This is a genomic window from Pseudomonas sp. DTU12.3 (assembly GCF_004124275.1).
Classification (GTDB): domain Bacteria; phylum Pseudomonadota; class Gammaproteobacteria; order Pseudomonadales; family Pseudomonadaceae; genus Aquipseudomonas; species Aquipseudomonas helmanticensis.
On sequence record NZ_CP027218.1, the window covers coordinates 4,768,873 to 4,781,279 of the forward strand.

Consider the following 12,407-nt stretch of genomic DNA (forward strand, 5'->3'; position numbering starts at 1 on the left):
ACGGGGTATTCGCCGGCGCCCCGATCAACGGGCGACTGCGGGCGGATCTCGCCAGAAACGCCGCTGTTGACGCATCGTCCACGGCGGTTTGAAGCGGCCCAATTGCAGATGAATGGCGCCTTGTTCAGCGCTGTCATAAATGCGCAGACCCTGTTTGCGATAACGCGCGAGCACGGTCGGGTGCGGATGGCCGAAGGAGTTGCCGTGGCCCCGGGAAATCAGCACCGACTCGGGCTGCAACGTTTTCAGCAGGGCCATGGATGAAGAGCTGCGGCTGCCATGATGCGGCGATTGCAACCATTGCGTCGGCACCGCCAGCGGGCTGTCGAGCAGGCTACGTTCCGCGTGGGTATCGATGTCGCCGGTCAGCAGGATGCGCTCGCCATTGGCTTCGATCTGCAATACGCAAGAACGCTGATTGCTGTCCTCGGCATCCGACCATTGCCAGAGCTGAAAATGGACGCCGTCCCATTGCCATTGCCGGCCGGTTTCACACTCTTCGGCACGCAATGCGGCGGGCAATCCCGGAGGATCGCCGCTGACCACCCGACGCAGGTTGATCCCGCGCATCAGCACCAGCGCGCCTCCGGCATGATCGGCGTCCGCGTGGCTGAGCAACATCAGATCAAGTTTTGCCACGCCCAGCTTGTGCAAGGCTGGCAATACCACGCGCTCGCCGAGGTCGAACTCGCCAAAGCGCGGGCCTGCGTCGTAGAGCACGGTGTGATGACGGGTACGGATCAGGATCGCCAAGCCCTGGCCGACATCGAGTTGCCAGATGTCGGCCATTCCTTCGGCGAGCCGTTCGCGCGGCGGCATCAGCAGGATCAGCAGCAACGGCCAGCCCAATACACGCATCGGCACACCGCGCGGCAACAGCAACAGCAAGGCGCCGAGACTGCCCAGCGCCCAGACCCACACCGGCAATGACGGACCAATCCAAGCGGGCCATTGCCCGGCGATCACAGCCAGGCCGCGAAACAGCCAATCGACTAAGCCACCGGCCAGCCACAACAAGCCTTCGCCGACATAAGGCACCGGCAACAACAGCGTCCCGAGCAATGCCGGAGGCAGTACCACGAGACTGACCCAAGGCACCGCGAAAAGATTGGCCAGCGGTCCGCTCACGCTGATCGGCAAATTCAGCGCCAGCAACACCGGGCACAGGCCGATCGCAATCAACCATTGCGCCCGCGTCCAGGTCTGCCACCAGCGCCACGCGCCCAGCCGCGCGCCAAACGTAAAAATCAGCACCGCCACCGCAGCGAAGGACAACCAGAAGCCGGGACGCAGACTCGCCAGCGGATCGAACAGCAGCACCGCGTTGAATGCGAGCAACAATGGCCACCACGCACCGAGATGGCGAAAACGCAGACGCCACAGCAGCACCAGCGCGACCATCACGCAGGCGCGCTGCACCGGCACGTCGAACCCGGCGAGCAATCCGTAACCGAGCGCTGCCGCCAATGCCAGACCACAGGCCCACGGCAGCCAGGGCCAACGCAATGGCCATATTCCTAGGCGCGCCAGCCCGGCAATCAATCCGTACATCAGCGCCGCCAGCAAACCGATGTGCTGGCCGGAAATAACCAGCAAATGCACAGTGCCGGTGTCCTGCAGAACTTGCCAGTCTTCGCGACTGAGGCCCGAACCGTCCCCCAGCACCAGCGCGGCCAGTGCGCCGCCGCGCCCTTGCGCATCCACCTCAAGCAAGCGCTGCCGGATGCTGTCCCGCCAGGCGCCGCGAGCCGGCGCCAGACGCTGGCCATCCTTGATCGTCCCGGTCGCACCGATGCGTTGCGCCAACAGCCACGCTTCATAATCGAAGGCGTCCGGATTGAGCAAACCCACGGGACGTTTCAGCTTCACCGCCAGTCGCCAACGCTCGCCGCTGTTGACCGCAGGCCCGGCGTACCACGCCAGACGCATTAATCTCGGCAGCTTGTCGTGACGCGAGCGTGCATCAGCCAACTCGAAACGCACCACGCCGTCGCCGTTCTGCGGCAGCCCGACCACTCGTCCTTCCAGCCAACGGGTCTCGCCATCCAGTGCGACGGGCAAACTATCGTCCAGCGCCCACTGCGCGCTGACGCACGTCCACGTCAAACCAAACAACAGAAAGGCCAATGGATAGCTGCGAAATTGCAGCACCAGCAAACCTGCGACCGGCAACGCCAGCATCAACCAGACCGGCGGTAAGGCCGGCATAAAAACCGGGGCCAGCAAACCGACTGCCAGCGCCATCATCCCTGTGCGCATAAGCCCGTCCTTGAGAGTCCCGCACTTAGGCATAGCGGGTGTTCGGCAGGAGCGTCGTCAACAATTGTCACAAAGTCTGAATGGGCCGCTCGTAGAATCCAGACATACTGCCGCCTTAACCGACCGAGAAGCCTTATGCCCCGGCGCTTATTCAAACGTTACATGCCCGACCCGACGAGCATCAGGGAACACAAATCCTTACGCTTTCTCGGCAAGTTGCTGCATGACCCGAACCTCTGGCACCTCAATCGCCACTCGGTCGCGCGGGCGATGGCGGTTGGCCTGTTTGCCGCGTTCCTGCCGATTCCCGCGCAGATGCTGGTGGCTGCAGCGCTGGCCATCACGGTGCGGGGGAACATGCCGATTGCCGTCAGCCTGGTCTGGCTGACCAACCCGATCACCATGCCGGCGGTATTCTTTTGCACCTATCAGGCCGGGGCGTGGTTGATGGATGTACCCGCGAGGCATCTGCCCGATGAGTTGACCTGGGAATGGATCAGCAGTCAGCTGTCGACGCTGTGGCAGCCGTTTTTGCTCGGTTCGGTGGTGTGCGGCCTGGTACTCGGTGCGCTGGCCTACTTCGTGGTGATGATGTATTGGCGCTGGTGGGTGGCGCGGCAGTGGGCGCGGCGCAAGAAAAACCGAAAGCCCTGAACGCAAAACGGCCTCCGCAAGGGAGGCCGTTTTGTTTTGTGGCGTCTGCATTCGCGAGCAGGCTCGCTCCCACAGAAGATCTTCAGCACAACATAGATCTAATGTGGGAGATTCTATGGTTGAGGGGAAGCCCTCAACCTCCCTTCGGCTGGTATTCGCTTTGCCCCTTCAGCAGCGCGAATACGACTCGCGCAAGCTTGCGAGCCAATATCACCAGCGCCTGTGTCGTACTGAACCCACGGTTTCTTTGCTCCTCGTAGAAGCTTTTCCAAGCCGGTGTACGGCTGGCCGACATGGCTGCGTTATGGAGCAGTCGCCGGGCCTCTGGGTCTCCGCGTTTGGTCAGGCTCCGGCGACCGTCCTTTTGTCCTGACTGCGACACGCGCAAATCCATCCCCAAAAACGCAATAAATGCATCCGCGTTTTTGAAGTCGCCCCGCTGAAATGTTGCGATCAAACGGGCTCCGGTCAAAAAACCAATACCTTCAACTTTTGTGCAGCGCTTCAGATCTGCGAGCAGCCCAGCCTCTTTTAATTGATCGTTGATCATCTTCTCGACCAATGTTTCGAGCCTCTGCATTGAGGCCACTTGCTCAGCAAACGCGCTTTTGAGCAGCGGTTCATTCGCCCAGCTTTGCACCAGACCAACCCGTGCCTGAACCAGCGCTGCACGACGGCGGAAAAGGCTCAGAAGGCGGCGATATAAAGGCGATGGCGGGATCCAAGGATGAAGCTCTTCGTATTCGTTTTTTAGATAACGAGCGAGCAGCTTGGCGTCCAGCGCATCGGTTTTGGCGCGAACTTTCACCCCTATTCGGTAATGACTCAACGCGTAGCCATCGACCATGTAAATCGTGCACCCGGCTTCATGGGCCAGATCGGCGAACGCCAGGTGATAGATGTTGGTCGATTCGATAGCCAAATCAACAGGTGCAGGCAAGGCTTTCAGCCATTTTTTGATGGCTGTCTTGTCATTGGAAATAGTCTCGAGCAGATCCAGCTCGGCCTGATAGATGACCAGTTCATTCTTGGCGACATCCACGCCCACAATAGGCTTTACGACAGAAACCGGCATTGCCATTGAACATCCCCCGAGATATGGTTTTGAACACTTGAAGGGCTCACCCAGGGGCGCAGGCTTGTTCCTATCGTCGGTCCTGGCCAGATGCATTCTTTATCGGCGCTTGGGTGAAAGGAGGAGGGGCGAAATCTCCCACGGATCTGTACTGCGTCAACAGTCAGAATCTGGCTTTGTCCCTCCTCCTCCCTTCAAGTCCCAGCATACAAGCGAGCCTGCTCGCGAAGAAGTCGACGCGGTTTTGGATCAGGTACGCATCCCGCGCCCACTCACCAGCAGCCGTGCACAACCGAGATACAGCACCACCGTCGCCACCAGCATGAAGGTGATCGCAATGCCGATCTTGATATCCGACACACCGAGAATGCCGTAGCGGAAAGCGTTGACCATGTGCAATACCGGGTTGGCCAGCGACACGGTCTGCCAGAACGGTGGCAGCAAGGTGATCGAGTAGAACACGCCACCCAGGTACGTCAGCGGGGTCAACACGAACGTCGGGATGATCGAGATATCATCGAAATTGCGCGCAAACACCGCGTTGATGAAGCCCAGCAACGAGAAAATCGTCGCCGTCAGCACCACTACCAGAATGGTCACACCGAGGTGATGCACCTGCAAATCGGTGAAGAACATCGACAGAATCGTCACGATCACGCCGACCATCAAACCGCGCAGCACGCCGCCACAGGTGTAGCCGATCAGAATCGTGTGCGGCGACACCGGCGAGACCATCAACTCTTCGATAGAACGCTGGAACTTGCTGCCGAAGAAACTCGAGACCACGTTGCCGTAGGAGTTGGTGATCACCGACATCATGATCAGCCCCGGCACGATGTACTGCATGTAGGTGAAGCCACCCATGTCGCCGATCTGCCGACCGATCAGGTTACCGAAAATCACGAAGTACAGAACCATGGTGATCGCCGGCGGCAGCAGGGTCTGCGGCCAGATCCGCGTGAAGCGTTTGACCTCGCGGTAAACAATGGTCTGCAGGGCGACGAGGTTGGGACGGAATTCGGAACTCATACCGCCACCTTCGACAGATTTTTCTCCACCAGGGACACGAACAGCTCCTCGAGGCGATTGGTTTTGTTACGCAGGCTCAGCACTTCAATATTCTGCTGCGCCAACTGGGTGAACAACGCCGTGATGCCCATGGATTTGTCGACCTGGACTTCGAGGGTATGGCCATCGATCAACCGCGCAGGGTAGCCGAGCAATTGCGGCGTGGCGCTCAGGTCGTTTTTAAGGTCGAGCAAGAAGGTTTCCACGTGCAACTGGCCCAGCAATTGTTTCATGCTGGTGTTCTCGACGATGGTGCCGTGGTCGATGATGCCGATGTTGCGGCACAACTGCTCAGCCTCTTCCAGATAGTGCGTGGTGAGGATGATGGTGATGCCTTTCTGGTTCAGCTCGGTGAGGAACGTCCACATCGAACGGCGTAGCTCGATGTCGACGCCTGCGGTCGGTTCATCGAGGATCAGCAGGCGCGGTTCATGTACCAACGCGCGGGCGATCATCAAGCGCCGCTTCATGCCGCCGGACAGCGAACGCGATGGCACGTCGCGCTTGTCCCACAAGCCCAGTTGGGTCAGGTACTGCTCGGCGCGTTCCTTGGCGATTTTCGCCGGAATGCCGTAGTAACCGGCCTGGGTCACGACGATGTCGAAGGTCTTTTCAAACTGGTTGAAGTTGAATTCCTGCGGCACCACGCCGATCGAGCGCTTGAGCTGCGCAGGATTCTTGTCCAGGTCATGACCGAAGATATTCACCGTGCCGCTGGTCTTGTTGACCAGGGTCGAGAGGATGCCGATGGTGGTGGATTTGCCGGCGCCGTTAGGGCCGAGCAAGGCGAAAAAGTCACCTTCGGCGACGTCCAGATCGATACCACTCAAGGCCTGGAACCCGTTGCCGTAGGTTTTGGTTAGCTGCCGGATGGACAGAGCGGAACTCATATCTGATTTACGCACCATTGAAGGGATAAAAGGAGACGGCGGCGATGAATCGAACCGCAGCGCAAGTGCGCAATGGTGCTTGCCGCCGCCGCACAAGTACAGTCAAGTGTGTCGATAGTAGGTATTAAGTCAACGCGGTCATGACCGCTTTTTCGTAGGCCGGGCGTTGCTTCAGGCGCTCGTACCAGGCTTGCAGATGCGGTTGCGGCGCGCGCTCGATAGGCATCTCGAACCAGGCATAAATGAAACTGCCCAATGGAATGTCGCCCATGCCGATGTCTTGACCGGAGAGATACGCTTGGCTGACCAACGCCTCGTCGGCCATGCTCAGCAACTCGTTGCATTCCTTGATCGCGGCATTGATGGCCGGCCAGTCCTGCTTGTCTGCCGGCGTGCGCAGAACACCCCAGAATACGGTGCGGAACGGACCGGCAAAACTCGACGTGGTCCAGTCCATCCACTTGTCAGCGATGGCGCGGGCTTGCGGATCCGCCGGATACCAGGCGCTGTCGGGCGCATGTTTGGCCAGCAGGTAACGAACGATGGCATTCGATTCCCACAGCACGAAGCCGTCATCCTCGATCACCGGCACCCGACCGTTCGGGTTCATCGCCCGGTACTCTGGCGTGTCGACTACACCGAAGGCGCCACCGGCATCGATCGCTTCGTAAGCCAGACCGAGCTCTTCGGCAGCCCACAACGGCTTCCTGACATTCGATGAGTTTTTCCGTCCCCAGATCTTCAGCATGACCGGCTCTTTTCAAATGAGTGGGCAGGCAGCATACGCCGGATCAGGCACCGCTCAAATCACTCTGCATATCGCCGAGCAATTGCGGCTGCAGATCGGTGAACAGATGCGGATAGCACTTTTGCAGATGTTCGAAGAAGAAGGTTTCCGGGACATCGGCGAATTGCCCGTGATCGACCAGATATTCCATCAATGGCGCACCGTCGCGGTTGAACGGATGGAAAACGCTGTGGTTGACGCCGTCGAATTCCAGCGGCGCAACGTTGAACAATTCGCAGAGTTTCTGGTTGAACGCGGGTGTCGCTTTTACCCAGCGTTCATTGAGGAAAAACTCGGTATAGCCGTGCATGGCGAACATATCGCTTTTCAACAATTCGAGCAGACGTGGCGTCGATAAATGATTCTTCACGTCGGCCAGACCGATGCGCGCCGGGATCCCGCAATGCCGTGCACAACCCGCGAGCAGCGTGGCTTTCGGTACGCAATAACTCTCCCGTGTCGCCAGCGCATAACTGCCGCGCAAGGTCTGCGGATCACGGCTGAAGGTGTAGGGGTTGTAGCGCACTGCCTCACGCACCGCGTAATAAAGATTGATCGCCTGCGCGAGCGGATCGCGGCTGGCCCCACGGTGCTGTTCGGCGAACTCCACCACCGCCGGGTGGTCACTATCGATGAAGCGGCCGGGACTCAGATACTCGTGCATGACGACAATCTCCTGAATGAGTCTGGAGTCTAGCGACAGCTTCAGCACAGAGATAACGACGTTTCGGCCAAACTTGGACGCAAAGACGCGGATCGACCGAACGATTTCTTACACGTGTTGCCCACCGAACCTACGAAAACCATCCGGGGTTTCCCACGATTTCAATCACCTTGGTCTGACCACCCGGTTTTGCAGATGCCGTCTAAGCTCTGGAGGGTCGATTTGCCTTGGTTCACGGAGGACTGAATATGCTGTTGTTGTGGATACTGGTTTTGATTGTCGGCGTGGCCTATCTCGCCCACCGGCGTATTTCGCCTCTGCCTGCATTGGGCATCGTCGCGGTCTACCTTTTGGCGATGGGTATTTTCAGTCACGCGCCGGGCTGGCTGTTGCTGGTGTTGTGGGTCGTGCTGGCGGTGATCGCCGCGCCGTTGTTGCTACCTGACCTGCGCCGCAGACATTTCAGCGCGCCACTGTTCAACTGGTTCCAGAAAACCCTGCCGCCGATGTCGCAGACCGAACGCGACGCGATCGATGCCGGCACTGTCTGGTGGGATGGCGAGCTGTTCAGCGGCCGTCCGGACTGGGAAAAACTGCTGGCCTATCCGAAGGCGCAACTGAGCGAAGAAGAACAGGCGTTCATCGACGGCCCGACCGAAGAACTCTGCGCGATGGTCACCGACTGGCAAATTGGCCAGTCGATGGACCTGCCGCCCGAAGCCTGGGCGCATATCAAGGAACATGGTTTTTTTGCCCTGATCATCCCGAAGGAGTTTGGCGGTAAAGGCTTCTCTGCCTATGCCCACTCGCAGGTGGCGATGAAACTCGCCACCCGCAGCGGCGACCTCGCCTCCACGGTCATGGTGCCAAACTCCCTAGGCCCGGCCGAACTGCTGCTGCATTACGGCACCGACGAACAACGCAATCACTACCTGCCCCGTCTGGCCCGTGGCGATGACATTCCGTGCTTCGCCCTCACCGGCCCACTCGCCGGTTCCGATGCCGGCGCGATGCCCGACACCGGAATCATCTGCAAAGGCGAATGGGAAGGTCAGGAAGTCATCGGCCTGCGCCTGAACTGGGAAAAACGCTACATCACCCTCGGCCCTGTCGCCACCCTCCTCGGCCTCGCGTTCAAGGCGTATGACCCGGAACATTTATTGGGTGACAAGGAAGATCTCGGCATCAGCCTCGCGCTGATCCCGACCGATACCGCCGGTGTCGAAATCGGTCGTCGTCACTTGCCACTGGGCGCGGCATTCATGAACGGCCCGAACTCCGGCAAGGACGTGTTCATCCCGCTGGACTTCCTCATCGGAGGTCAGGAGATGCTCGGCAAAGGCTGGATGATGCTGATGAACTGCCTGTCGGTGGGGCGCTCGATCTCGTTGCCGGCCGTCGGCACTGGCGCAGCCAAATTCACCAGCCTGGTGACCGGCCAGTACGCGCAGATTCGTGAACAGTTCAACGTGCCACTGTCGGCGTTCGAAGGCATTCAGGAAGCCATGGCACGCATCGGCGGCAACGCGTGGATGATGGACGCCGCGCGCATGCTCACCGCCAACGCGGTGGACCTCGGCGAAAAACCGTCGGTACTGTCGGCGATCCTCAAATACCACCTGACCGAACGCGGTCGCGAATGCATCAGCCACGCCATGGACGTGCACGGCGGCAAGGCGATCATCATGGGCCCGAACAATTACCTCGGGCGCAGCTGGAACGGTGCACCGATCTTCATCACCGTGGAAGGCGCGAACATTCTTTCACGCAACCTGATGATCTTCGGTCAAGGGGCGATTCGTTGCCATCCGTTCGTGCTCAAGGAAATGGCCTTGGCCGGTCGCGAGGACAAGGACCAGGCGCTGAAAGAGTTCGACGGCCTTCTGCTCAAACACATCGGTTTCGCCGTGAGCAACGCCGCCAGCACGCTGGTGTTGAACCTCGGCTTCGGCCATTTCGAGCACGCACCGGGCGACAAGATCAGCCAAGGCTACTTCCGTGCACTCAATCGTCAGGCAGCGGCATTTGCCATGCTGGCTGATTTCAGCATGATGCTGCTCGGTGGCGAGCTGAAACGCCGCGAACGCCTATCGGCGCGTCTGGGTGACGTGTTGAGCAACCTGTATCTGGCCTCCGCTGCGCTCAAGCGTTATCACGATCTGGATTCGCCGGCGTACATGGAGCCACTGTTCCGCTGGGCGATGGAGGAAAGCCTCGGTCAATCGGAACGTGCGCTGGATGAATTGCTGCGCAACTTCCCGAACAAGGTCTTCGGCTGTCTTCTGCGCGTTATCGTCTTCCCGTTCGGTCGTCGCCACACCGGGCCCTCAGACAAACTCGGTGCCGAAGTGGCAGGCGTGATCGGTCGGGCCAAGGGCGATCCGGCGCTGGAAGAGCTGCTCGCCGGCTGTTACCGCCCGCAATCGGCAGACGATGCGGTCGGTGCGTTGCAACACGCCAGTGATCTGCTGAATGCTGCGCAACCGCTGCACAAAAAACTGCATACCTCGCTGAAAAGCGGTCAGGTCAAACCGGCCGCAGGCGAACACGCCATCGATGCAGCGCTGGAGGCTGGCGTGTTGCAACCGGTGGAAGCGCAGAGCCTGCGCGATGCCGAAGCGGCGCGGCGCAAGGTCATCGATGTCGATGATTTCGACAAAGAGGAACTGAAACAGGCAGAGGGCAAAGTCCGCTGATCCTGAGACCCATGTCCAAGCGGGCGCAGGAGCTTTATACTCCCGCGCCCGTTTTGCTCTTGAGGACTTATCTCGTGTCCAACGTCGTTGCCGATCATCTTGTGTTGCTCGACCACCTGCGCAGTATCCTGGTCGCCGTAGGTGAGGCCGAACAGGTTCCCGAAGAAAGCCATGCCCTGTTCCTGGAGCGCTTCGACGAACTGCTGGCGTCGCTACCGATCGAACCGATCGAAAGCCAATACCTGGGCCAGGACATCCTGACTCAAGTGATTACCCGTTACCCGCAAATTGCCCACCTGATCCCGCGCGATCTGTTGTGGTTCTTCGCCGGTGATTGCCTGCACTACCTGTCCGATGAAGAAATCGACATGTATCAGGCGCTGGAAGAACGTCGCTACGAAGCCGAACAGAACGATGAACCGTTCGACTGGAACCAGGAAAAGCAGTTGCTGGCGATGTCTGCTCAGGACAGCAAGCACTGATTCATTCGTTGATTGAAGTCAAAAGATCGCAGCCTTCGGCAGCTCCTGCAGGGGGCTGCGATTTTTTGCTTTTGCGTTACAACAATCCCTCGCTTTCCGGCAGCTCGTACGCCATCGCGGCGTTACTCGCACTGCCCGACTTCCCCGGCTTGCTAAGCGTCGGTTCTTTCTCCAGACACTCCACCAGATAGTCGATAAACACCCGCAGTTTCGGCGGCAGATAGCGCGTCGGCGAATGCAGCAGCCAGAGCCCGCCGTGGTAGGAAGCCAGGAACGTCCAGTCCGGCAACACCTGCACGACCAACTTCTGCTCCAAGGCATAACGCGCGGTGAAATACGGCAGGCTGCCAATACCGATGTGCTGCAACACCGCGCCCAAGCGGACGCCGGTGTGGTTGGCGGCGTAACGACCGCGCACCCCGACCGTGACGGCTTTGCTGCCTTTCTTGAATTTCCAGCGCGCATCGCTCGGCGTTTCGCCCAGATAAATGCAGCTGTGGTTAAGCAAGTCATGAGGATGAGTCGGTGTGCCGTGTTCAGCCAGATATTGCGGTGTGGCGCAGAGCAAATGGTCGATGGTCAGCAGCTGACGACCCACCAGACCCGCCGGTGGTCTATCGGTGATGCGGATCGCCAGGTCGACATGGTCGTCAATCAGATCAATTTGCCGATCTTCCAGCAACAACTCGACGTCGACCTTGGGGTAGCGCCGCAGAAACTCGGGCATGTGCGGATGAACCACAAAACGCCCCACCGCTTTCGGCACACTGACGCGCACCAGCCCTTCCGCTTCATGGGTGAACTGGCCGCTGATTTCCATCACGGACTTGGCGGCGCTGACCATCTCCTGGCAGCGCTTGAATACCTCTTCGCCACCATCACTCAAACGCAACTTGCGCGTCGTGCGTTGCAGCAACCGCGTGGCCAAGGCTTTTTCCAGTCGAGAAATGCTGCGACTGACCGCTGAGGGTGACGAACCGAGCTGTCGGGCGGCTTCTGAAAAGCTGCCGGTCTCCACGACCTTGACGAAAATCGCCATTTCACCGAGTAGTGGCAGCGGTAGATTTATGCTCACAGCGCACAAGTCCTTTGATGTTTGAACGGATTATCACGTTATTACACGATTCATATAATAAAAATAGAAACTTTAATAAGGGCATGGAATATGACGCTTCGCCTCTTTTTCCATAGTGATGACCTCAAGGCCAATGTGGAAGTCCTCGACTGCACGCCCCACGAGAACGAATTTGCCGTAGTGCTGCGCGCCACGCTGTTCCATCCGCAAGGCGGCGGCCAGCCATGCGATACCGGCTGGATCGGTGAAGCCCAGGTGCTGCGCGTGGTCCAGGATCCAGACCGGATCATTCACTTTGTCGACCGACCGGTTGCGCTGGGCATGACTGCTATTCGGGTTGATGAAGAGCGCCGCCGCTTCAACACCCGCATGCATTCGGCCGGGCATCTGATCGGGCATTTCGTCCAGGCCATGGGCTGGATGCCGATCAAGGCGCACCACTGGCCGGACGAAGGGCGGGTGCAATTCAAACCCGGCGATGGTGCTCAGGAAGTCGACGCCCAAACCCTTCAGATCGGCATCGAGCAATGGATCGCACACGATCTGCCACGCCTGACGTCCCTACGCGAAGGCGCGCGGGAAATCGGCTTCGGTGAACTCCCGGCTTATGGCTGCGGCGGCACCCACGTACGTAGCCTGAAGGATCTTGGCACAGTCACGATCGCGTCCCTTTCGCAGAAGAAAGGCACGTTGTCCGTCCACTACAGCGTGGATTGAGCATTTTCGGACGCTGCCCTCGCGCAGCGTCCGGCGCCGG

Annotated in this window: 11 protein-coding genes; 4 read left to right on the top strand and 7 right to left on the bottom strand. The window is 59.3% G+C overall.

Annotation, left to right across the window (positions count from 1 at the left end):
- Nucleotides 1-24: 24 nt before the first annotated feature.
- A complete protein-coding gene (locus C2E19_RS21825) occupies nucleotides 25-2,259 on the bottom strand; it encodes a DNA internalization-related competence protein ComEC/Rec2 (protein WP_129395041.1) in 2,235 nt (744 codons plus the stop codon).
- 135 nt (nucleotides 2,260-2,394) lie between these two features.
- Between C2E19_RS21825 and C2E19_RS21830 the strand changes: the two genes are divergently transcribed.
- The gene (locus tag C2E19_RS21830; protein WP_129395042.1) at nucleotides 2,395-2,913 is read left to right on the top strand and encodes a DUF2062 domain-containing protein; all 519 of its coding nucleotides are present in this window, start codon (nucleotides 2,395-2,397) and stop codon (nucleotides 2,911-2,913) included.
- Between the two features lie 133 nt (nucleotides 2,914-3,046).
- Here the strand turns inward: C2E19_RS21830 and C2E19_RS21835 are convergent, their stop codons facing one another.
- The 5 genes from C2E19_RS21835 to C2E19_RS21855 all read right to left on the bottom strand — a co-directional run bounded on the left by C2E19_RS21835 (nucleotide 3,047) and on the right by C2E19_RS21855 (nucleotide 7,397).
- Nucleotides 3,047-3,994, bottom strand: coding sequence for a transposase (locus C2E19_RS21835; RefSeq protein WP_129388636.1), 948 nt, complete (start codon nucleotides 3,992-3,994; stop codon nucleotides 3,047-3,049).
- A gap of 243 nt (nucleotides 3,995-4,237) precedes the next feature.
- A complete protein-coding gene (locus tag C2E19_RS21840; RefSeq protein ID WP_129395043.1) occupies nucleotides 4,238-5,017 on the bottom strand; it encodes an ABC transporter permease in 780 nt (259 codons plus the stop codon).
- On the bottom strand, nucleotides 5,014-5,946 hold the full coding sequence (locus C2E19_RS21845; RefSeq protein ID WP_129395044.1) for an ABC transporter ATP-binding protein: 933 nt from the start codon (nucleotides 5,944-5,946) through the stop codon (nucleotides 5,014-5,016). The genes C2E19_RS21840 and C2E19_RS21845 overlap by 4 nt, the downstream gene beginning before the upstream one ends.
- Nucleotides 5,947-6,070: 124 nt before the next feature.
- The gene (locus tag C2E19_RS21850; RefSeq protein WP_129395045.1) at nucleotides 6,071-6,694 is read right to left on the bottom strand and encodes a glutathione S-transferase family protein; all 624 of its coding nucleotides are present in this window, start codon (nucleotides 6,692-6,694) and stop codon (nucleotides 6,071-6,073) included.
- Nucleotides 6,695-6,737: 43 nt separating this feature from the next.
- Nucleotides 6,738-7,397, bottom strand: coding sequence for a transglutaminase family protein (locus C2E19_RS21855; RefSeq protein WP_129395046.1), 660 nt, complete (start codon nucleotides 7,395-7,397; stop codon nucleotides 6,738-6,740).
- A 248-nt stretch (nucleotides 7,398-7,645) separates the two neighbouring features.
- Between C2E19_RS21855 and C2E19_RS21860 the strand changes: the two genes are divergently transcribed.
- Both C2E19_RS21860 and C2E19_RS21865 read left to right on the top strand, forming a co-directional pair.
- Nucleotides 7,646-10,093: an acyl-CoA dehydrogenase gene (locus C2E19_RS21860; protein ID WP_129395047.1), complete on the top strand. Its 2,448-nt coding sequence runs from the start codon at nucleotides 7,646-7,648 to the stop codon at nucleotides 10,091-10,093.
- A 74-nt stretch (nucleotides 10,094-10,167) separates the two neighbouring features.
- A complete protein-coding gene (locus tag C2E19_RS21865) occupies nucleotides 10,168-10,575 on the top strand; it encodes a PA2817 family protein (protein WP_129395048.1) in 408 nt (135 codons plus the stop codon).
- Nucleotides 10,576-10,651: 76 nt separating this feature from the next.
- Here C2E19_RS21865 and C2E19_RS21870 read toward each other — a convergent pair whose 3' ends face one another.
- On the bottom strand, nucleotides 10,652-11,650 hold the full coding sequence (locus C2E19_RS21870; protein ID WP_129395049.1) for a LysR family transcriptional regulator: 999 nt from the start codon (nucleotides 11,648-11,650) through the stop codon (nucleotides 10,652-10,654).
- Nucleotides 11,651-11,740: 90 nt separating this feature from the next.
- Between C2E19_RS21870 and C2E19_RS21875 the strand changes: the two genes are divergently transcribed.
- A complete protein-coding gene (locus C2E19_RS21875; protein ID WP_129395050.1) occupies nucleotides 11,741-12,367 on the top strand; it encodes an alanyl-tRNA editing protein in 627 nt (208 codons plus the stop codon).
- Nucleotides 12,368-12,407 lie beyond the last annotated feature (40 nt).

What these genes read in the sequence shown, in the direction of transcription:
- C2E19_RS21860 (WP_129395047.1), top strand. Translation starts at nt 7,646, where the DNA reads ATGCTGTTGTTGTGGATACTGGTTTTGATTGTCGGCGTGGCCTATCTC.
- C2E19_RS21845 (WP_129395044.1), bottom strand. Translation starts at nt 5,946, where the DNA reads ATGAGTTCCGCTCTGTCCATCCGGCAGCTAACCAAAACCTACGGCAAC.
- C2E19_RS21855 (WP_129395046.1), bottom strand. Translation starts at nt 7,397, where the DNA reads ATGCACGAGTATCTGAGTCCCGGCCGCTTCATCGATAGTGACCACCCG.
- C2E19_RS21850 (WP_129395045.1), bottom strand. Translation starts at nt 6,694, where the DNA reads ATGCTGAAGATCTGGGGACGGAAAAACTCATCGAATGTCAGGAAGCCG.
- C2E19_RS21840 (WP_129395043.1), bottom strand. Translation starts at nt 5,017, where the DNA reads ATGAGTTCCGAATTCCGTCCCAACCTCGTCGCCCTGCAGACCATTGTT.
- C2E19_RS21825 (WP_129395041.1), bottom strand. Translation starts at nt 2,259, where the DNA reads ATGCGCACAGGGATGATGGCGCTGGCAGTCGGTTTGCTGGCCCCGGTT.
- C2E19_RS21875 (WP_129395050.1), top strand. Translation starts at nt 11,741, where the DNA reads ATGACGCTTCGCCTCTTTTTCCATAGTGATGACCTCAAGGCCAATGTG.
- C2E19_RS21835 (WP_129388636.1), bottom strand. Translation starts at nt 3,994, where the DNA reads ATGGCAATGCCGGTTTCTGTCGTAAAGCCTATTGTGGGCGTGGATGTC.
- C2E19_RS21830 (WP_129395042.1), top strand. Translation starts at nt 2,395, where the DNA reads ATGCCCCGGCGCTTATTCAAACGTTACATGCCCGACCCGACGAGCATC.